16 protein-coding genes, 1 tRNA gene, 2 rRNA genes, 1 pseudogene and 1 riboswitch are annotated in these 21,350 nt (G+C 50.1%); of the genes and pseudogenes, 14 read left to right on the forward strand and 6 right to left on the reverse strand.

The window, feature by feature from the left end:
- Positions 1-95: 95 nt before the first annotated feature.
- Positions 96-1,013 (forward strand): DNA-binding transcriptional regulator OxyR, encoded by a 918-nt coding sequence (gene oxyR / locus QRY16_RS05095; protein WP_193406086.1) that lies wholly within the window; start codon positions 96-98, stop codon positions 1,011-1,013.
- Here oxyR and sthA read toward each other — a convergent pair.
- Positions 996-2,396, reverse strand: a complete 1,401-nt coding sequence (sthA, locus tag QRY16_RS05100; protein ID WP_289775859.1) for a Si-specific NAD(P)(+) transhydrogenase — start codon at positions 2,394-2,396, stop codon at positions 996-998. The genes oxyR and sthA overlap by 18 nt on opposite strands.
- Positions 2,397-2,588: 192 nt before the next feature.
- On the opposite strand from sthA, the gene fabR reads away from it, so the two are divergent.
- On the forward strand, positions 2,589-3,233 hold the full coding sequence (gene fabR / locus QRY16_RS05105; RefSeq protein WP_193406084.1) for an HTH-type transcriptional repressor FabR: 645 nt from the start codon (positions 2,589-2,591) through the stop codon (positions 3,231-3,233).
- 18 nt (positions 3,234-3,251) lie between these two features.
- Positions 3,252-3,605, forward strand: coding sequence for a YijD family membrane protein (locus QRY16_RS05110; protein WP_193406083.1), 354 nt, complete (start codon positions 3,252-3,254; stop codon positions 3,603-3,605).
- 34 nt (positions 3,606-3,639) lie between these two features.
- On the opposite strand, the gene trmA is transcribed toward QRY16_RS05110, so the two are convergent.
- Positions 3,640-4,743, reverse strand: coding sequence for a tRNA (uridine(54)-C5)-methyltransferase TrmA (gene trmA / locus QRY16_RS05115; protein WP_289775860.1), 1,104 nt, complete (start codon positions 4,741-4,743; stop codon positions 3,640-3,642).
- 112 nt (positions 4,744-4,855) lie between these two features.
- Positions 4,856-5,036, forward strand: a riboswitch (cobalamin riboswitch).
- 70 nt (positions 5,037-5,106) lie between these two features.
- On the opposite strand from trmA, the gene btuB reads away from it, so the two are divergent.
- From btuB to rrf, 5 genes are all read left to right on the forward strand, one after another.
- Positions 5,107-6,981, forward strand: coding sequence for a TonB-dependent vitamin B12 receptor BtuB (gene btuB, locus QRY16_RS05120; protein ID WP_289775861.1), 1,875 nt, complete (start codon positions 5,107-5,109; stop codon positions 6,979-6,981).
- Entirely contained in the window at positions 6,926-7,777 is an 852-nt protein-coding gene (murI, locus tag QRY16_RS05125; RefSeq protein WP_193406080.1) for a glutamate racemase, read from the forward strand. The genes btuB and murI overlap by 56 nt, the downstream gene beginning before the upstream one ends.
- 507 nt (positions 7,778-8,284) lie before the next feature.
- Positions 8,285-8,360, forward strand: a tRNA-Ala gene (locus QRY16_RS05130).
- A gap of 131 nt (positions 8,361-8,491) precedes the next feature.
- A 23S ribosomal RNA gene (locus QRY16_RS05135) occupies positions 8,492-11,316 on the forward strand.
- Positions 11,317-11,417: 101 nt separating this feature from the next.
- Positions 11,418-11,533: ribosomal RNA gene (rrf, locus tag QRY16_RS05140) — 5S ribosomal RNA — on the forward strand.
- A 62-nt stretch (positions 11,534-11,595) separates the two neighbouring features.
- Here the strand turns inward: rrf and mobB are convergent.
- Both mobB and mobA read right to left on the reverse strand, forming a co-directional pair.
- Positions 11,596-12,099 carry a molybdopterin-guanine dinucleotide biosynthesis protein MobB gene (mobB, locus tag QRY16_RS05145; RefSeq protein ID WP_289775862.1) on the reverse strand — a complete coding sequence of 168 codons (504 nt, stop codon included), beginning with the start codon at positions 12,097-12,099 and terminating at the stop codon, positions 11,596-11,598.
- On the reverse strand, positions 12,096-12,656 hold the full coding sequence (gene mobA / locus QRY16_RS05150) for a molybdenum cofactor guanylyltransferase MobA (protein ID WP_289775863.1): 561 nt from the start codon (positions 12,654-12,656) through the stop codon (positions 12,096-12,098). Before mobA ends, mobB begins: the two co-directional genes overlap by 4 nt.
- Positions 12,657-12,708: 52 nt before the next feature.
- Between mobA and QRY16_RS05155 the strand changes: the two genes are divergently transcribed.
- The 4 genes from QRY16_RS05155 to polA all read left to right on the forward strand — a co-directional run bounded on the left by QRY16_RS05155 (position 12,709) and on the right by polA (position 17,835).
- Positions 12,709-12,984 (forward strand): YihD family protein, encoded by a 276-nt coding sequence (locus QRY16_RS05155; protein WP_193406322.1) that lies wholly within the window; start codon positions 12,709-12,711, stop codon positions 12,982-12,984.
- A 44-nt stretch (positions 12,985-13,028) separates the two neighbouring features.
- Positions 13,029-14,015, forward strand: coding sequence for a serine/threonine protein kinase (locus QRY16_RS05160; RefSeq protein ID WP_289775864.1), 987 nt, complete (start codon positions 13,029-13,031; stop codon positions 14,013-14,015).
- Between the two features lie 26 nt (positions 14,016-14,041).
- The gene (gene dsbA / locus QRY16_RS05165; RefSeq protein ID WP_193406320.1) at positions 14,042-14,671 is read left to right on the forward strand and encodes a thiol:disulfide interchange protein DsbA; all 630 of its coding nucleotides are present in this window, start codon (positions 14,042-14,044) and stop codon (positions 14,669-14,671) included.
- Positions 14,672-15,045: 374 nt separating this feature from the next.
- Positions 15,046-17,835, forward strand: a complete 2,790-nt coding sequence (gene polA, locus QRY16_RS05170) for a DNA polymerase I (protein WP_289775865.1) — start codon at positions 15,046-15,048, stop codon at positions 17,833-17,835.
- Between the two features lie 361 nt (positions 17,836-18,196).
- On the opposite strand, the gene QRY16_RS05175 is transcribed toward polA, so the two are convergent.
- The gene (locus QRY16_RS05175; RefSeq protein ID WP_193403339.1) at positions 18,197-19,237 is read right to left on the reverse strand and encodes an IS481 family transposase; all 1,041 of its coding nucleotides are present in this window, start codon (positions 19,235-19,237) and stop codon (positions 18,197-18,199) included.
- 101 nt (positions 19,238-19,338) lie between these two features.
- On the opposite strand from QRY16_RS05175, the pseudogene QRY16_RS22315 reads away from it, so the two are divergent.
- Positions 19,339-19,377: pseudogene (locus QRY16_RS22315) on the forward strand (hypothetical protein).
- An 88-nt stretch (positions 19,378-19,465) separates the two neighbouring features.
- On the opposite strand, the gene yihA reads toward QRY16_RS22315, so the two are convergent.
- Entirely contained in the window at positions 19,466-20,107 is a 642-nt protein-coding gene (gene yihA, locus QRY16_RS05180; protein WP_289775866.1) for a ribosome biogenesis GTP-binding protein YihA/YsxC, read from the reverse strand.
- 554 nt (positions 20,108-20,661) lie between these two features.
- Between yihA and yihI the strand changes: the two genes are divergently transcribed.
- The gene (yihI, locus tag QRY16_RS05185) at positions 20,662-21,183 is read left to right on the forward strand and encodes a Der GTPase-activating protein YihI (RefSeq protein ID WP_193406317.1); all 522 of its coding nucleotides are present in this window, start codon (positions 20,662-20,664) and stop codon (positions 21,181-21,183) included.
- The last annotated feature ends 167 nt before the right edge of the window (positions 21,184-21,350 follow it).

The following is a 21,350-nucleotide window of genomic DNA, read 5'->3' on the forward strand; positions in this document are numbered from 1 at the left end:
TGATGGCTGCATTATTCCCATCGCAGCTTGATAGGGCTAATCGTTCATTGCTATTCTATCTATCGCCATGGGCTATCGTGGTATGGAGGATAACAATGAACATTCGTGATCTGGAATATCTGGTGTCGCTTGCGGAGCACCGTCATTTTCGCCGTGCAGCGGATGCGTGTCATGTGAGTCAGCCAACGCTGAGTGGGCAGATTCGTAAGTTAGAAGATGAACTGGGCGTCATGCTGCTGGAGCGGACCAGTCGTAAAGTCTTATTCACTCAAGCCGGTTTGTTGCTGGTGGATCAGGCTCGCACTGTGCTGCGGGAAGTGAAAGTGCTGAAAGAGATGGCGAGCCAGCAGGGCGAAGCGATGTCAGGTCCGTTGCATATTGGTCTGATTCCAACCACCGGCCCGTATTTGTTGCCGCAGGTCATACCGATGCTGCATCAAACTTTTCCGAAGCTGGAAATGTATTTGCATGAAGCACAAACCCAGCAACTGTTAGCCCAGCTTGATAGCGGTAAGCTTGACTGCGCCATCCTGGCTCTGGTTAAAGAGAGTGAGGCGTTTATTGAAGTGCCGTTGTTTGATGAGCCGATGAAGCTGGCGATCTATCAGGATCATCCGTGGCATGACCGCGATCGGGTGCCGATGTCCGATCTGGCGGGTGAGAAACTGCTGATGCTGGAAGATGGACACTGCTTACGCGATCAGGCGATGGGCTTTTGTTTTGAAGCTGGCGCAGATGAAGATACGCATTTTCGTGCGACCAGTCTCGAAACGCTGCGCAATATGGTCGCGGCAGGAAGTGGCATCACGCTGTTACCGGCGCTGGCAGTGCCTCCGGAACGCGTGCGTGATGGTGTCTGCTATTTACCGTGTTACAAGCCGGTTCCACAACGCACCATTGCGCTGGTGTACCGCCCTGGCTCACCTCTGCGCAGCCGTTATGAACAGCTGGCAGAGGCGATTCGTACCCACATGCAGAGCTATTTTGACACGACGTTAAAACAGGCGGTTTAAGCCATTTAACGCGGCCACGCGATAAGCTTCGGCCATGGTGGGGTAGTTGAAGGTGGTGTTCACGAAATACTCAATCGTGTTGCCACCGTTCTTCTGTTCCATGATTGCCTGGCCGATGTGAATTATCTCTGCGGCACGTTCACCAAAGCAGTGGATGCCGAGGATCTCTTTGGTTTCGCGATGGAACAAAATCTTCAGGCTGCCCACATTCATGCCGACAATTTGTGCGCGTGCTAAATGTTTAAACTGTGCACGACCCACTTCGTAAGGCACTTTCATGGCCGTCAGCTGCTGCTCGGTTTTACCCACAGAGCTGATTTCTGGAATGGTGTAAATCCCGGTTGGAATATCTTCGATCAGATGCGCTGAGGCTTCCCCTTTAATCAGCGCCTGGGCAGCAATACGCCCTTGATCGTAAGCAGCGGATGCCAGGCTTGGGTAACCAATTACGTCGCCCACCGCATAGATGTGCGGCTGTGCAGTCTGATACATGCTGTTCACTTTTAGCAAACCGCGGCCATCCGCTTCCAGACCAACGTTTTCCAGCGCCAGCGAATCGGTATTCCCGGTACGGCCGTTTGCGTAAAGCAGGCAGTCGGCCTTCAGTTTTTTGCCGGACTTCAGGTGCATGATCACACCATCGCTTACGCCTTCGATCTTCTCAAACTCTTCGTTGTGACGTATCACCACGCCGTTGTTCCAGAAGTGATAAGAAAGGGAGTCGGACATCTCCTGATCAAGGAACGCCAGTAGGCGATCGCGTGTATTAATCAAATCGACTTTGACGTTCAGACCTCGGAAAATCGAGGCATATTCACAGCCAATTACCCCGGCGCCGTAAATAATCACATGGCCCGGTTCGTGATGCAGGTTAAGGATAGAGTCGGAATCATAAATGCGTGGATGGGTAAAATCGACGTCTACCGGGTGATACGGACGGGAACCGCAGGCGATAACGAATTTTTCTGCTGTCAGGCGCTCACGTGATCCGTCCGGCTGTTCAATTTCAATTGTGTTGGCATCAACAAACTGTGCATCACCCTGATAAAGCTCACAGCGATTACGCTCATAAAAGCCCTGGCGCATTGCCGTTTGTTGGCTAATGACGTTTTCGGTGTGATTGAGAATGTCAGCAAAGGAAGAGCGAAGAAGGCGAGTATGATCACTGTAAAGCGGGTTTTGATTGAACTCAATGATACGGCTTACTGCGTGACGAAGCGCTTTAGAAGGGATAGTACCCCAGTGTGTACAACCGCCGCCGATGTTATGGTAGCGTTCGATCACCGCGATACGCGCTCCTTGCTTCACCAGCCCCATCGCCGCACCTTCGCCGCCAGGTCCTGAGCCAATTACAATGGCATCGTAATCGTAAGACTTTTGCATACCGATACGTCCTATTATTTATACATTTTTACAACGGGATTCTAACATCTCGCCGCGCACATCTGAATTCTATCAGCGATTTTCAACTCAGTTTGACAAAGAGTGAGGTTCACAGTCATACACACAGTTTGCACTTATGTACGCTGAAAATTTTGTTATAGTGCCCGCTTAATTCCGCAAAAGGCCGAGAGAATGGGCGTCAGAGCGCAACAGAAAGAACGTACACGACGTACACTGATTGAAGCAGCCTTCAGTCAGCTCAGCGCCGAACGCAGTTTTACCAGTTTGAGTTTGCGTGAGGTTGCCCGCGAAGCTGGCATTGCGCCAACCTCATTTTATCGCCACTTCAAAGATGTCGATGAACTCGGTTTAACGATGGTGGACGAAAGCGGATTAATGCTACGCCAGCTGATGCGTCAGGCACGTCAGCGCATTGCTAAAGGCGGTAGTATTATCAAAACGTCGGTAGCCACCTTTATGGAGTTTATCGGCAACAATCCTAATGCATTCCGCCTGTTATTGCGCGAACGCTCTGGCACGTCTGCCGCTTTTCGTGCGGCAGTTGCGCGCGAAATTCAGCATTTTATCGCTGAACTGGCTGATTATCTTGAAGTCGAAAACCGTATGCCGCGCAGCTTTACCGAAGCGCAGGCCGAAGCGATGGTCACTATTGTTTTCAGCGCGGGCGCGGAAGCGCTGGACATCGATATTGATCAGCGTCGCAAGCTGGAAGATCGCCTGGTGCTGCAGCTACGCATGATCGCCAAAGGCGCTTATTACTGGTATCGCCGTGAGCAAGAACGTCTGGCGGTAACCCTGGATAAACCTGAAGAGTAACGAAATAAGGATAATGCCATGACCCAACAGATTTCCCGCGATAAAGGCACGCTGTTACTGGCTTTTATTACCGGACTAGCGATTAACGGCTCATTTTCAGTGCTATTTAGCGCTTTTGTGCCGTTTTCAATCTTTCCCTTGCTTGCGCTAGGTCTGGCAGCCTGGTGTCTGCACCAGCGTTACCTGAACTGCAGTATGCCAGACGGTATGCCCGGATTAGCGGCGGCTTTTTTCCTGTTGGGAATTTTGGTTTATAGCGCATTAGTTCGCGCTGAGTATCCAGACATGGGTTCCAACTTTATCCCTACCATTTTAATGGTGGCGCTGGTGTTCTGGATAGCCACGCGCATTAAACGGAAGCGCAAACAGTGAAAGTGAAAACGGGAACCCAGCGGTTCCCGTTTTTTTAAGCTTTGCGTATAAGCAGCACGCCACATTCCATATGGTGGGTGTAGGGAAACTGATCAAACAGCGCCAGCCGAGTGATGTCATGGGTCTGCGCCAGGATTTGCAGATTATCGCTCAGCGTTTGCGGATTGCAGGAGATGTACAGGATGCGCGGGTAAGCTTGCACCATCTTCACCGTTTCATCATCCAGCCCGCTGCGTGGCGGATCGACAAAAATTGTCTCGCAATCATAACTTTTCAGATCGATGCCTTCCAGGCGGTTAAAGCTGCGTACTCCATTCATTGCCTGAGTAAACTCTTCGGCCGCCATACGAATGATCTGCACGTTATCGATCTGGTTAGCTACAATATTAAACTGTGCTGAGGCGACCGACGGTTTAGCAATCTCTGTGGCCAGCACCCGGCGGAAGTTACGCGCCAGCGCCAGCGAGAAGTTGCCATTGCCGCAGTAAAGTTCCAGCAGATCGCCGCGCGACGCCTTTGTTACGTCCAGCGCCCATTCCAGCATGTGAATATTCATTGCTGCGTTCGGCTGGGTAAAACTGTTTTCGACCTGACGATAGATCATCTCACGACCCGCCACTGGCAGGCGTTCATCGACATAATCGCGATCGAGGCAGATTTTGGTTTTGGTCGCCCGGCCAATCAGCTGGGCATCAATGCCTTCTGCTCGCAGTTGGTCGCGAAGTTCGCTCGCAGCCTGCTGCCACACATCGTCCAGCTTGCGGTGATAAAGCAAGGAAATCACGATCTGATTACTCATCGTTGACAGGTAATCGATCTGAAACAGCTTGTGGCGCAGCGTTTGGTTATCACGGATCGCTGCGATCATTTTCGGCATGACCAGATTGATTAACGCGCTGGCCGCCGGAAATTGATCGACGCGGATACGCTCACGCGTTTGCTGATCAAAAATGATGTGATAGATGTCGTCGCCATCATGCCACAGGCGGAACTCCGCGCGCATACGATAGTGGCTGACCGGTGAACGAAACACCTCCACTTCGGGTGCGGCAAATGGCGTCATCATCGTGGTTAAACGACTGACTTTTTCCGCCAGTTGCGCGTCATATTGTTCAATCGGGAGATGTTCGGGCGTCATGATCAATCCTGGTTAATGGCATTCTCGCCGGGCGATTGTAGGCATTCACTTGCTGATGTCCAGTGTTGTGCAGATAAGATGTTTGGAAGTCTGGACATCCACATCGGCCCTCCGTAGACTGCGTGCGCCGGTCTCAGCCTGAGTTAAGAGGGAATCCAGTGTAAATCTGGAGCTGACGCGCAGCGGTAAGGAATGTCGTAGTGATTGCAGTTGCAGACACTGTCCTGCGGGATGGGAAGTCGTCACTACTTATGATTCCCAGCCCGAAGACCTGCCGGTGTGACGTCGCAACTCGTACAGTCATCGCGTGCTATTGATTGTATGCCTGCGGCATCCTGTTTCGTCTTTTGGATGCTATGAAAAATGATTAAAACTAAAGAGTTGCTGTTTGCCTCCAGTGCAACGGCGATTTCTCTCTGGGCGCAAAACGGTTTTGCTCAGGGGAATGATGATACGCAAATTGTGACTGCTAACCGCTTTGTACAGCCGGTGTCGAGCGTGCTGGCACCCACAACCGTTGTCACGCGCGATGAGATTGATCGCTGGCAAGCAAAAAGCCTGACCGATGTGATGCGCCGACTGCCGGGTGTTGATGTAGCGCAAAATGGCGGATTAGGACAATCCAGCTCACTGTTTATTCGCGGCACCAATTCCAGCCACGTTCTGATCCTGATCGATGGTATCCGTCTTAATCAGGCCGGTATCTCCGGTTCGTCCGATCTCAGCCAGATTCCGTTATCGCTGGTACAACGCATTGAATACATTCGCGGCGCACGTTCCGCCGTTTATGGTTCGGATGCAATTGGCGGCGTAGTGAATATTATTACTGGTCGTGCGCAACCCGGTAGCACGTTGACGGCCGGTGTCGGTTCCAATGGTTATCAGTCCTATGATGGTTCCACGCAACAAATGTTGGGCGATGCCACCAGGCTGACGGTAGCAGGCAACTATACCTATACCAAAGGGTATGATGTGGTTGCCAATCTGCCGGATGTTTATGGCGATCCGGCGCAAAAAGACCGTGATGGTTTTATGAGCAAAACGGTTTATGGATCCCTGGAACATCAGTTTAACGACCAGCTTAGCGGCTTTGTACGCGGTTATGGTTTTGATAATCGTACTGACTATGATGGGTATCCAACTTACGTTGAACCCAATTCTTTTGTGGATACGCGCCAGCTCTACAGTCAAACGTGGGATTCTGGGTTGCGCTTTAATCAGGGTATTTATTCAACACAGCTCATCGCCAGCTACAGCCATACTAAGGATTATAACTACAGCCCTGCTTTGGGACGTTATGATGCGACGGCCACGCTGAATGATGTTCAACAATATAATCTTCAGTGGGGAAATACCGTTCAGGTTGGTCACGGCACGGTCAGTGGCGGCATTGACTGGCAGAAACAAGACTCAGAGCCAGGGACCAATTCCACAACGGAAGGGCAAGAGCAACGTAACACCGGCATTTATGCCACCGCGCAGCAGCAGTTTGGCAGCGTGACGCTGGAAGGTGCGGTACGTGGCGATGATAACAACACCTTTGGCTGGCACAATACCTGGCAAACCAGCGCAGCCTGGGAGTTTATCGAAGGGTATCGCGCATTTGTCTCTTACGGTACGGCATTTAAAGCTCCGAATCTGGGACAGCTTTACAGCAGCTTTTATGGAAACGCCGATTTAAATCCTGAAAAAAGCAAACAATGGGAAGGCGGTTTTGAAGGGCTGACCGGACCCGTTAACTGGCGAGTATCAGGCTACCGCAACGATATTGATAATCTGATTGATAGCGACCCGGTAACCTATCGCTATTACAACATTGATAAGGCACGTATCAAGGGGGTGGAAGCGACGGCGTCATTTGAAACGGGCCCGTTAAGCCATCAGCTTTCTTACGATTATGTTGATTCTCGTGACGCAGAAACTAACCAGCAGCTGGCTCGTCGTGCTAAGCAGCAGGTTAAATATCAGCTGGACTGGTCCCTCTACGATTTTGACTGGTCAGTCACTTATCATTATCTGGGCGAGCGCTACGACACGGATTATAACCATTCATATACTGCGCAGCGCATTAAGCTGGGCGGCGTAAGCTTGTGGGATCTCGCGGTGTCGTATCCGGTCACATCACAACTCACCGTTCGTGGTAGAATTGCCAACCTGTTCGATAAAGATTATGAGACAGTGTATGGCTATCAAACTCCAGGACGAGAGTACTATCTCAGCGGCAGCTACAGCTTCTAATTTACGTCCCACCGTGCTGGTATTTGATTCTGGCGTCGGTGGGCTTTCCATTTATGATGAAGTCCGACAGCTACTGCCGGACCTTCATTATCTTTATGCCTTCGATAATGCGGGTTTTCCTTACGGTGAAAAAACGGAAACGTTTATTATTGAGCGAGTCGTTGCTGTCGTTGACGCTATCACCCAGCGTTATCCGCTCTCTTTAGTCATCATTGCCTGTAATACGGCGAGCACTATTACTTTACCTACGCTACGTGAACGATTTGCTTTTCCGGTTGTGGGGGTTGTGCCCGCGATCAAACCGGCGGCGCGCTTAACACGTAATGGTGTGGTTGGCTTGCTGGCTACCCGTGCAACAGTGAAACGTACTTATACCCACACCTTGGTGGCGCAGTTCGCTACAGCCTGCAAAATCGAAATGCTGGGATCAGCAGCGTTAGTGGAATTAGCCGAAGCTAAGCTGCATGGAGAAAACGTTGCCCTGGAAGATGTGCGCCACATTGTACAGCCCTGGCTGCGCATGTCTGAGCCGCCGGATACGGTCGTACTGGGATGTACTCACTTTCCTTTATTGCGGGAAGAATTACAGCAGGTATTGCCGGAAGGCACACGTTTAATTGACTCTGGCGCAGCCATTGCGCGTCGAACGGCCTGGTTGCTTGAGCATGAAGCCCCGGAAGTCTGCTCTTCACAAGTAAACGCAGCGTTTTGTACCCGAATGGACAGCGAAGCGGTGCAATTATCGCCGGTACTAAAGCGATATGGTTTTCCTTTGCTTGAAAAACTAGCGGTTTAGCTCACTTTAGTTGAAAAAAACAGCAGTCAGAAAAATATTTGAAATTAGCGCTTGTCAGCCCGTAAGAACTCCCTATAATGCGCCTCCACTGACACGGCACACCGGCTTACGGTATGACGTGCTGGCAGGTTCGGGAGACTGAGCCGCCGGAGAAAAACTTCTCAGAAAGAGGTTGACTCTGCAGGAGGAAGGCGTAATATACGCCACCTCGCGACAGCCGGTTAAGCCGCTGTACGCACTGCTCTTTAACAATTTATCAGACAATCTGTGTGGGCACTCGCAGGATTGATATCAGCGTCTCCGGACGTAAAAAATATCAAGTCTCTGCTGAGTGAACACGTAATTCATTACGACGTTAAATTCACAGAGCATCGCTGCGCCGTTCTTTAATGAACGGTGTCAGCAATTCCTCATTCTGCGTTATGGTTCCGGCCCGCATACGTCAGTATGCTTCGCGAAACCACGCCTTACCTGAGAAAGAATTGTGGTCACGGGTTTTACCTGTTCGGGGCTATAGCTCAGCTGGGAGAGCGCCTGCCTTGCACGCAGGAGGTCAGCGGTTCGATCCCGCTTAGCTCCACCATCAACGCACGTTGATGCCCGAAAAAACGTCAGAATGCATTTTCGAGTGCATTGCGACGTTTTACTGCTCTTTAACAATCCGGAACAAGCTGAAAATTGAAACGACACGCCGTGTTCATTCTCCGTAATAAGAGTGAAATTAACGGTGTGTCCGGGTCTCAGCTTTGCAGTCTGCATGCGTAAAACGCCTGTCCGTGCATCATCGTAACATGAATACATAGTGTTACGAGGCGAACCGGGGGAACTGAAACATCTAAGTACCCCGAGGAAAAGAAATCAACCGAGATTCCCCCAGTAGCGGCGAGCGAACGGGGAGGAGCCCAGAGTCTGAATCAGCGTGTGTGTCAGTGGAAGCGTCTGGAAAGGCGCACGGTACAGGGTGACAGTCCCGTACACGAAGACACACAGGCTGTGAGCTCGATGAGTAAGGCGGGACACGTGATATCCTGTCTGAAGACGGGGGGACCATCCTCCAAGGCTAAATACTCCTGACTGACCGATAGTGAACCAGTACCGTGAGGGAAAGGCGAAAAGAACCCCGGCGAGGGGAGTGAAACAGAACCTGAAACCGTGTACGTACAAGCAGTGGGAGCACCTTCGTGGTGTGACTGCGTACCTTTTGTATAATGGGTCAGCGACTTATATTCTGTAGCAAGGTTAACCGTATAGGGGAGCCGCAGGGAAACCGAGTCTTAACCGGGCGACAAGTTGCAGGGTATAGACCCGAAACCCGGTGATCTAGCCATGGGCAGGTTGAAGGTTGGGTAACACTAACTGGAGGACCGAACCGACTAATGTTGAAAAATTAGCGGATGACCTGTGGCTGGGGGTGAAAGGCCAATCAAACCGGGAGATAGCTGGTTCTCCCCGAAAGCTATTTAGGTAGCGCCTCGTGAATTCATCTCCGGGGGTAGAGCACTGTTTCGGCTAGGGGGCCATCCCGGCTTACCAACCCGATGCAAACTACGAATACCGGAGAATGTTATCACGGGAGACACACGGCGGGTGCTAACGTCCGTCGTGAAGAGGGAAACAACCCAGACCGCCAGCTAAGGTCCCAAAGTCATGGTTAAGTGGGAAACGATGTGGGAAGGCCCAGACAGCCAGGATGTTGGCTTAGAAGCAGCCATCATTTAAAGAAAGCGTAATAGCTCACTGGTCGAGTCGGCCTGCGCGGAAGATGTAACGGGGCTAAACCATGCACCGAAGCTGCGGCAGCGGCGCGCAAGCGCCGCTGGGTAGGGGAGCGTTCTGTAAGCCGTCGAAGGTGGACTGTGAGGTCTGCTGGAGGTATCAGAAGTGCGAATGCTGACATAAGTAACGATAAAGCGGGTGAAAAGCCCGCTCGCCGGAAGACCAAGGGTTCCTGTTCAACGTTAATCGGAGCAGGGTGAGTCGACCCCTAAGGCGAGGCCGAAAGGCGTAGTCGATGGGAAACAGGTTAATATTCCTGTACTTGGTGTTACTGCGAAGGGGGGACGGAGAAGGCTGTGTCAGCCGGGCGACGGTTGTCCCGGTTTAAGCGTGTAGGCGTGTGTGCCAGGCAAATCCGGTACACTCTACGCTGAGGCGTGATGACGAGGCACTACGGTGCTGAAGTGACAGATGCCCTGCTTCCAGGAAAAGCCTCTAAGCTCCAGGTAACACGAAATCGTACCCCAAACCGACACAGGTGGTCAGGTAGAGAATACCCAGGCGCTTGAGAGAACCCGGGTGAAGGAACTAGGCAAAATGGTGCCGTAACTTCGGGAGAAGGCACGCTGGCGCGTAGGTGAAGGGACATGCTCCCGGAGCTGAAGCCAGTCGAAGATACCAGCTGGCTGCAACTGTTTATTAAAAACACAGCACTGTGCAAACACGAAAGTGGACGTATACGGTGTGACGCCTGCCCGGTGCCGGAAGGTTAACTGATGGGGTTATCGCAAGAGAAGCTCCTGATTGAAGCCCCGGTAAACGGCGGCCGTAACTATAACGGTCCTAAGGTAGCGAAATTCCTTGTCGGGTAAGTTCCGACCTGCACGAATGGCGTAATGATGGCCAGGCTGTCTCCACCCGGGACTCAGTGAAATTGAACTCGCTGTGAAGATGCAGTGTACCCGCGGCAAGACGGAAAGACCCCGTGAACCTTTACTACAGCTTGACACTGAACCTTGAGCCTTGATGTGTAGGATAGGTGGGAGGCTTTGAAGCGTGGACGCCAGTCTGCGTGGAGCCATCCTTGAAATACCACCCTTTAATGTTTGATGTTCTAACGTAGGCCCGTTATCCGGGCTGCGGACAGTGTCTGGTGGGTAGTTTGACTGGGGCGGTCTCCTCCTAAAGCGTAACGGAGGAGCACGAAGGTCAGCTAATCACGGTCGGACATCGTGAGGTTAGTGCAATGGCATAAGCTGGCTTGACTGCGAGCGTGACGGCGCGAGCAGGTGCGAAAGCAGGTCATAGTGATCCGGTGGTTCTGAATGGAAGGGCCATCGCTCAACGGATAAAAGGTACTCCGGGGATAACAGGCTGATACCGCCCAAGAGTTCATATCGACGGCGGTGTTTGGCACCTCGATGTCGGCTCATCACATCCTGGGGCTGAAGTAGGTCCCAAGGGTACGGCTGTTCGCCGTTTAAAGTGGTACGCGAGCTGGGTTTAGAACGTCGTGAGACAGTTCGGTCCCTATCTGCCGTGGGCGCTGGAAAACTGAGGGGGGTTGCTCCTAGTACGAGAGGACCGGAGTGAACGCACCGCTGGTGTCCGGGTTGTCACGCCAGTGGCACTGCCCGGTAGCTAAGTGCGGAAAAGATAAGTGCTGAAAGCATCTAAGCACGAAACTTGCCCCGAGATGAGTTTTCCCTGACCCTTTAAGGGTCCTGAAGGGACGTTGAAGACGACGACGTTGATAGGCCGGATGTGTAAGCGCAGCGATGCGTTGAGCTGACCGGTACTAATGACCCGTGAGGCTTAACCTTACAACGCCAGAGGCGTTTTAGAGAGACCCGGTTTTCAGCTTGGTTCACGGACTGGTTCACGTGGTTACCTGAGGGTGACGGCGTGAATAAAACAGAATTTGCCTGGCGGCCGTAGCGCGGTGGTCCCACCTGATCCCATGCCGAACTCAGAAGTGAAACGCCGTAGCGCCGATGGTAGTGTGGGGTCTCCCCATGCGAGAGTAGGGAACTGCCAGGCATCAAATAAGAGAAAGCCCTTTGCATATGCAAAGGGCTTTTTTACGTCCGGCCCGGACCGTTTTAACGCGATAAAAGCCAGTTGATAATGAAATCAGCAATAAGCTCAGGCTCGTTAATATCCAAAACAGGCAGGTGAAGCGAGATAGGTTGATCGCTCGCGACAGCAATGACCTGCTCATCAAGCAGGTCCTTAACAGATCCGTTAATACTCGAACGATATAACGCAATCTTTGGCACAGCTTCGTTTTTAAACCCTTCAACCAAAACCAAATCCAGCAAAGATGTCTCCATACGATCCACGAGATAATGCAGATCTGTCTTTTCTGTGGTTGTTTCACACATCAATGCCCAACGCTGTGAGCTGGCGACTATCACTTGATCGGCGCCCGCCTTTCTCAAAACGTAGCTATCCTTACCTGGCGTATCAATCTCCATATTGTGATGAGTATGCTTAATCAACCCGACACGCACGCCACGCGATTTAAGTAAAGGAATCACTTTCTGCAATAGGGTTGTTTTTCCTGTGCCGCTCCAGGCGGTAATCGCAAGTAAAGGAAGTGTCATTTCAGAAGAACTTCTGGCGTATTAATGTTCCGGAAAGCCAGTTCATTGTCGCTGAACTGAACCGCATGACCACCCTGTTCAAGAAGAAACGACATTAACCGCCGTTCGCCATGTTGCAGATAATCGGTGAGCGCCTCCACGACATCCTTGTGTATAAGCGATAATGTGGGATGATCACGTTCCTGTGAGCGTACCCATACGGCAGGCGCATTTCCTTTTTGCTGCCATAATTGCTGAACGTAATTAAGAGGAACGTCGGGTGTGTCGCAAGGGCAAAAAACAGCCCAGTCCCCAGAAATAACGCTGAGTGTACTCAGCATGCCGCCCAACGGGCCCAGATAATCTGCAACAGAATCTTTTACGACCTGATACCCCTTCATCTGATAGCGATCAATGTTACGGTTGGCGCTAACCATGACAATATCGACTTGCGGTTCAAGCCGCTGAAGGACATGCTGATAAAGCGGCACGCCATTAAGCAGCAGCAATCCTTTATCCTCACCACCCATACGGCGACCCTGACCACCGGCCAGAATAACACCGGTTAATGCTGCCATACTGTTGCCCTCGCTTTTGGTTTGCTGTTAATACTATTTTGAGGAGCCTGAGATGAAATGCCATCGCCTAAACGAGTTAATGGAATTGCTTCAACCGGCCTGGCAAAAGGAACCCGATCTTAATCTGGTTGTATTTTTACAGAAACTTGCGCAAGAGTCTGGCTTCAGTGGTCCATTAAGTGAATTACCGGATGACGTATTGATTTACCATTTAAAAATGCGCGACTCTGCCCAGTACGATGAGATTCCTGGTTTAAAAAAGGTTTACGAAGCTGATTTTAAAATGGCTTTACTGCGCGCGCGTGGTGTCATTAAGGATGGTGAGTAATGTATCCTTGCTGGCTAACAGCATAAGGCTACACAGGTAAGAAAATGAGCGACGCTGCTTTTAATTTTCAGACGCTGAATCCCGATATGATCCTGGATGCGCTTTGGGATGTAGGAATCCGTGTTGAATCGGGGCTGACGGCTCTTAATAGCTATGAAAACCGTGTCTATCAATTTGCTGATGACGATAAACGCCGCTATGTAGCAAAATTTTATCGGCCACAGCGCTGGCAGTCAGAACAAATCAACGAAGAACATCAGTTCGCGCTGGATTTACAGGCTGACGAAGTTCCTGTTGCGGCTCCCCTCGTCCTGCAAGGCAAAACCTTGCAGATACATGCGGGCTTCTGTTTTGCCGTGTTCCCAAGTCTGGGTGGACGACAGTACGAAACTGATAATGAAGAGCAAATGGAGTGGGTTGGACGCTTTTTAGGTCGCATTCACCAGACAGGGCGTAAGGCGTTATTTAAGCATCGCCCTTTGATGGGACTAGAGGAGTATCTTTATCAACCTCGGCAGGTGCTGGAACAGACCAGCTTAGTGCCTGCTAAGCTCAAAGCTGCTTTGCTACAGACAATTGATAAATTGAGCGCCACGCTGCAACAACGTTGGCACCACGCCTGGCAGCCGCTACGTTTACATGGCGACTGCCATCCCGGCAATATTTTATGGCGCGATGGCCCCTTATTTGTTGATCTGGATGATGCCCGAAACGGCCCTGCTGTACAGGATCTATGGATGCTAATAAATGGCGATCGTCAGGAACAGCGTATTCAGTGGAACATTTTGCTGGAAGCGTACAGTGAATTCAGCGATTTCGATATTAATGAATTGTCACTGATTGAGCCTTTACGCGCCATGCGCATGGTTTATTATCTGGCCTGGGTAGTGCGCCGCTGGCAGGACCCGGCTTTTCCACGCGCATTTCCGTGGATGACCGATGAAGATTTCTGGCGCAGACAGATTTCACTATTTACCGAGCAGGAGAAGCTGTTACAGGAACCGCCTTTGCAGCTCACTCCGCAATTTTAATGAAGAAGTCAGGAGAGTTTTTCACGATGAAAAAAATTTGGTTTGCATTGATAGGATTAACGCTGGCATTTAGCGCATCGGCTGCACAATTTGATGACGGAAAACAGTATGTCAGTTTGCAGAAGCCAATCGCAGGTGAACCACAGGTGATGGAGTTCTTCTCCTTTTTCTGCCCCCATTGCTATCAATTCGAACGTATTTATCACGTAAGCGATGCCGTGAAAAAGAATCTGCCAGCCGATGTGAAAGTAGTGGCATACCATGTTGATTTTCTGGGCGGCGAACTGGGTCCGATCACGACCCACGCATGGGCTGTTGCAATGGCGTTAGGCGTTGAAAACAAAGTGATTGCGCCAATTTTTGATGGCACCCAAAAAAGCCAAACCATCACGGATGCTGCCAGCTTAAAAGCGACATTCATCCAGGCTGCGGGCATTTCATCTCAAGATTACGATGCTGCCTGGAACAGCTTTGCGGTTAAAGCGCTGGTTGCTCAACAGGAAAAAGCCGCGGCAGACGTTAACCTACAGGGTGTGCCCGCCATGTTCGTTAATGGTAAATATATGGTGAATAATGGCGGTTTAGATACCAGCTCAATGGATAACTTCGTAGCGGATTATGCCAACGTAGTTAAGTTCCTGGTTAATAAAAAGTAATTTCTGCCTGTTTGTGTGAACGCCAGCTAAGCTGGCGTTTTTTATTGGTAATAAATTCAGAACGGTATTCGCTATTTGTTAAGGCATAAATTTAATATCCACACAAGGGATCGCATAATTAAAAACCGCGATCGAGTCACGGATTTTATGTAACTCACTGTATTTATTGGATTAAGATTTAAGTGCAGACTTTATTTTGTGTAAATAACAATATGTTATGATTTTTACGCACAAAGTTATCCACAAGACGATCACTGCGATCCTTCCCCTAAATCCGTTAAATGCTGCTGTCATAGGCGGCCAAAATTCAACATTCCTCTCAAGCTGTGGCATCCTTATAGACCAACCCATGGCAACGAAGAATAGACAGACTTATGGCGCAAATAGCAGAAAATCCACTGATTCTGGTTGATGGCTCATCATATCTTTATCGCGCATACCACGCCTTCCCACCGCTGACCAACAGCGCTGGTGAGCCAACTGGTGCCATGTATGGTGTGCTTAACATGCTGAAAAGCCTGTTAACCCAGTACAAACCAGATCGTGTTGCTGTGGTCTTTGACGCGAAAGGCAAAACCTTCCGGGACGAGCTGTTTGAACATTATAAATCTCACCGCCCACCGATGCCTGATGACCTGCGCGCACAAATCGAGCCGTTACATGAAATGGTTAAAGCGATGGGGCTCCCCTTGCTGGCGATCAGTGGCGTTGAAGCGGATGACGTAATCGGCACTTTAGCGCTTGAAGCAGAGAAAAAAGGCCGCGCAGTTTTAATCAGTACCGGTGATAAAGATATGGCGCAACTGGTCACGCCTGCCATCACGCTCATCAATACTATGACGAACACCATTCTTGGCCCGGAGGAAGTGGAACAGAAATACGGTGTCCCTCCCGCTCTGATCATTGATTTCCTTGCCATGATGGGTGATAGCTCGGATAACATTCCAGGCGTGCCGGGCGTTGGCGAAAAAACCGCACAAGCTCTGCTGCAAGGCTTAGGCGGCATGCAGGCGATTTATGACAATCTGGATAAAGTTGCCGATTTGCCATTCCGCGGGGCGAAAACTATGGCGGCGAAGCTGGAACAGAATCGTGAAGTAGCGTTTCTTTCTTATCAGCTGGCTACTATCAAAACCGATGTAGAGCTGGAGTTAACGTGCGAACAGCTTACGGTGAATGAACCGGATGTGGTTGCGTTGCAGGCACTCTTTAGCCGCTATGAATTCAAACGCTGGTTAGTTGATCTTCAGGATGGCAAATGGCTACAAGGCAAAAAAAGTAACCAGCAGGCGCAAAAGGTGTTGTCCGACGAGCCAGCCCAGCAGCAGAAGGAGACTGAGAGTATGCTCTCCGCTGATGGCTATGTCACCATCCTGGATCAGCAAACCTTTGAAAGCTGGATCGATAAGCTTAAAAAAAGTGACGTATTTGCTTTTGATCTGGAAACCGACTCGCTTGACACCTTAAGCGCCAGTATTGTCGGGATTGGCTTTGCTGTTGCGCCCGGCGAAGCCGCATATTTGCCTGTCGCTCATGATTATCTTGATGCGCCTGAACAGCTTGATCGTAATGCTGTACTTGAACAGCTCAAACCGCTGCTGGAAGATGGCAAAGCTTATAAAGTTGGACAGAACCTGAAATACGATCGTGGTGTGTTGAAGAATTACGGTATTGAACTGGCGGGCATCCGGTTCGACACCATGCTGGAGTCCTATATTCTTAACAGTGTGGTTGGCAAACATGATATGGATAGCCTGGCAGCACGCTGGCTGAAACATAAAACCGTGACGTTTGAAGAAATTGCTGGCAAAGGTAAAAATCAGCTCACTTTTAATCAAATCGCTCTGGAACAGGCTGCACATTATGCGGCAGAAGATGCAGACGTCACGCTGCAATTGCATTTGAAAATGTGGCCGCAACTGGAAAAAGAAGCCGGTCCGAAAAATGTTTTCGAGCAAATTGAAATGCCCCTGCTGACGGTAATATCGCGTATTGAGCGTAACGGGGTGCTCATTGACCAAAACATTCTGGCGCAACATTCGAAAGAGCTTGCTGCTCGGCTGGCAGAACTGGAGCTAAAAGCCCATGAGCTGGCGGGCGAGCCGTTCAATCTCTCTTCAACTAAACAGCTGCAGGTCATTCTGTTTGAAAAGCAGGGCATTAAGCCAACTAAAAAAACACCAGGCGGTGCGCCTTCTACCAGTGAAGAGGTGTTAGCCGAACTGGCCCTGGATTATCCGCTGCCAAAAGTCATCCTTGAGCATCGTGGCTTATCCAAACTTAAATCGACTTATACCGACAAGCTGCCGCTGATGATTAATCCGCTAAGTGGCCGCGTTCACACCTCTTATCATCAAGCGGTCACCGCCACAGGCCGTCTGTCGTCTACCGATCCTAACCTGCAAAACATTCCGGTGCGCAACGACGAAGGTCGCCGTATCCGGCAGGCTTTTATTGCCGCTAAGGGTAATCGCATCGTGGCAGCTGACTATTCACAAATTGAGCTGCGCATCATGGCCCATCTGTCCCAGGATAAAGGTCTATTAGACGCGTTTGCTCAGGAAGAGGACATTCACCGTGCTACCGCTTCAGAGGTGTTTGGCGTTGCTTTAAGTAAGGTGAGCGGTGAACAACGTCGCAGCGCAAAAGCCATCAATTTTGGTCTGATTTATGGCATGAGCGCTTTTGGCCTGTCGCGGCAGCTCAATATCGGGGCTGGCGAAGCGAAGAAATATATGGATTTATACTTTGAGCGTTATCCAGGCGTACTGCGTTATATGGAGAATACGCGTCAACTGGCAGCCGAAAAAGGTTACGTCGAAACTCTGGATGGACGCCGCCTGTGGCTGCCTGATATTAAGTCCAGTAACGCAATGCGGCGCAAAGCGGCTGAACGTGCTGCGATCAACGCCCCCATGCAAGGGACTGCGGCAGACATCATTAAGCGAGCGATGATTGCTGTTGACGGCTGGCTTGAGCAACAAAATAACGATTCGGTGAAGATGATCATGCAGGTACATGATGAACTGGTATTTGAAGTTAAGGTCGATGCGGTTGAGTCTGCAAATCAGCAGATCCGCACATTGATGGAAGGGAGCATGAAGCTGGACGTGCCGTTACGGGTAGAGGTTGGCGTTGGAGATAACTGGGATCAGGCTCATTAATCTGACATAGACGTTGGCCGATGAAGACATTTTCATCGGTCATGTCAGCATCATAAGTAAATTGTTTACTTAAACGTTTCAGCCATGAAGTTATTGCTTCGGTGAAAAGCGTGCGGACTAACTGTCTCACGCCTAAGCATTTTTTTAATAATTAAACTACATCAGATGCTTGTTTTTGTGACGAGTCTTGTAAAAAAAATACCATTTAATGTAAGGCAGCAACAAAAAAACCTTTGTTGCTCAGCAAAAATCAGGTAAAGTTCAAGGCGTAGGGTACAGAGGTAAGATGTTCTATCTTTCAGATGTACTAGCTCAGACCTGAGCTGACAGTTACCGGTTATTTATACAGGTGTCTGTCAGATTAAATCTGGTTCAGATTCTTTTCTGCCCAGACCCGTTTTCCATCAAGTAACGTGGCCATTGGCGTACGCCCGCAGCACATTTTCCCCTGATGAGTTCGCTCATTATTGTAATGCCACAACCAGTTGTCCAGATCCATTTGCAGGCTCTCCAGGTCTGCATATAGCTTCTTGCGGAACGTAACCTGATAAAACTCCTGCAAAATGGTTTTATGGAAGCGCTCGCAGATACCGTTCGTCTGCGGGGACATCGCTTTCGTTTTCGTATGGTCGATATCGTTGATGGCCAGATACAGCTGATAATCATGTTGCTCTACTTTACCGCAGTACTCTGTGCCCCTGTCGGTCAGTATTCTCAGCATCGGCAGCCCCTGAGCCTCATAGAACGGCAGTACCCGATCATTAAGCAGGTCGGCTGCAGTGATCGGCGTTTTACTCGTATACAGCTTGCAGTGAGCCATTTTCGAGTACGTATCCACGAACGTCTGCTGGTAGATGCGGCCAACGCCTTTCAGATTCCCAACGTAGAAGGTGTCCTGCGACCCCAGATAACCCGGGTGAGCCGTTTCGATTTCACCGCAGGCTTCGTCATCGTGCACCTTCTTCTCCAGTGCGGCGATTTGAGCATCGGTAAGCACAATGCCTTCTCTGGCGACCTTTTCCGTAAGCGCCTTCAGCCGCTTACGGAAGTTCTCCAGGTCATGTCGTTGCCAGATGGAGCGCACGCCGCTGCCGGAGATAAACACGCCTTTTTTACGCAGCTCATTACTGGTCCGGTGCTGACCGTGGGCCGGGAACTCAACGGCGTACTCAACAACCGCCCGTTCAGTGGCTTCATCGGCCCGATTCTTCAGGTTGGGTACCCGACGGTTTTGATTAACCAGCGCGTCAATGCCGCCTTCTTCAGCTAGCTCCTGGTAGCGGTAGAATGTGTCGCGTGACACCCCCATGATTTTACAGGCTTTTGATACGTTACCGAGTTCTTCGGCCAGATTGAGCAGGCCGGCTTTGTGTTTGATGATGGGATTGTTAGTATGAAGCATGAGAGTTACCTCGTGTTTTGTATAAGGATTAGACACCCATATCAAAACCGGTAACTCTCAACCTTTCAAGGTCCAGTGTCAGATCAAGTCGCGACTAATACATTTCAGACCTTTTACTTCACGTAATCGGATTTGGCTGAATATTAGCCGCCCCAGTCATCATGTGACTGGGGCGTTTTTTATTGGGTTTTTTGATCTGCGATACAGCGATCGCGAAGCCATTTTTATTTATTCTGCAACATCGCTATCTTCGTCTGTAGACGCAACGTCTGGTTTATTGAACCAGCTATCCAGCTTGTGGCGCACTTTATCCACACCTAACTTTTTCAGCGATGAGAATACTTCAACCTGCACATCGCCCATGAATGCCATTGATGCTTCCCGAACCCTATTTAGCTGCGTCTTGCGCGCGCCTGACGCCAGTTTGTCGGCTTTCGTTAATAACAGCAGCACTGGAATACCGCTTTCAACTGACCACTGAATCATCTGCTGATCGAGATCTTTTAGCGGATGACGAATATCCATCAGAACCACCAGGCCTTTTAGCGCCTGACGTTTTTGCAGGTATTCACCCAGTGCACGCTGCCATTTCAGCTTCATCGCTTCCGGCACTTCGGCGTAGCCGTAACCTGGCAAGTCAACCAGGCGTTTGCCTTCGCTCACTTCAAACAGATTGATCAGTTGAGTACGACCTGGCGTTTTACTGGTACGTGCCAGGCTTTTTTGGTTGGTCAACGTATTGAGTGCGCTTGATTTACCGGCATTTGAGCGTCCGGCAAACGCGACTTCAATGCCGGTATCAGACGGCAAGTGGCGGATGTCAGGCGCGCTAAGTACAAAGCGGGTAACGTGATAATTCAGTTCAGACAAGGTAACACTCCAAAAATACGTATTCAGGCAATAGCGCTGATTATACGCGTTATGGCGCTAAAGTACTCAATGATGTCTTTTCTCACGCTTTTGTAAGATATTTGCCATAAATAATGGTAGTTATGTCGTCTTTTATTTTATTTTTAAAAATAAAATTAACTTACTATTCAATGCATTAAATAAAAAAATTGAACTTTTCGCAAAAATAGTAAATAAGTCTGGCTTGAGGGTTTTACTAATTGGACTACATTATTGAGCAGTGCATGGCAGCACCCATCAGGATGATGCGCTCAGGGAACTCAGGATGATGAAGAGCGAAGGAGGGGAAATGGCCAGGGATTGCGGGCCAGACAAGGAAAAGGAGAGGCTCAGGCGTTGAGCAGGCGCAGGATTAACCGGGACGTTACCAGCCAAAAAGGATTTAAAACACGATTCCTTCACATGAAGGTGTGAAATAAGGCGACAGCTTGAGCTGTCGCCTTTTTTCTTTGCCTGCTTTCTGCTAGATTTCGCCGCAATTCTATACTGAATAAAAAACGCTGAGATAAAACACTATGAAGCAACCTGCACGAGCTGCGAACGGCAAACCTGCCGCCAGGGCCAAACGCAAATCGCGTGAAGAAATAAACATGGAAGCACGTGACCGCAAACGCGATAAAAAGCATCGCGGCCATGCGTCAGGCAGTCGTGCCAATCCCGAAACCAGGACCAGTAAAGGCGGACGCCAGAACGATACCGTCAAAGATCCGCGTATCGGCAGCAAAAAGCCGATTGCTTTAGTTGCTGAAGACCAAACCGCACCGGCTAAAGTTAAAAAAGCCGTAGCCAAATCTGCGGTTGAGAAAGCCCGTCTGACTCCCGAAGAAGAGCTGGCGAAGCTGGAAAATGATCCTCGCCTGGATAATCTGCTTGATCGTCTTGAAAGTGGCGAAACGTTGTCCGCCGAAGATCAAGGCTGGTTAGATGCGGCGCTGGATCGTATTGACGAGCTGATGGAGCAGTTAGGTATCGCCATGGATGACGACGAAGATGAGCAGGCTGAAGAAGATATGTATCGTCTGCTGAAAGGTAGCTGAATCTTTTTGATCGGCATGCGTGAAAACGCATGCCGTACTTAGCTGTACTAGCTCAGACCTGATCTGACAGTTACCGGTTATTTATACAGGTGTCTGTCAGATTAAATCTGGTTCAGATTCTTTTCTGCCCAGACCCGTTTTCCATCAAGTAACGTGGCCATTGGCGT

Source organism: Mixta mediterraneensis (assembly GCF_030283135.1).
Lineage (GTDB): Bacteria > Pseudomonadota > Gammaproteobacteria > Enterobacterales > Enterobacteriaceae > Pantoea > Pantoea mediterraneensis.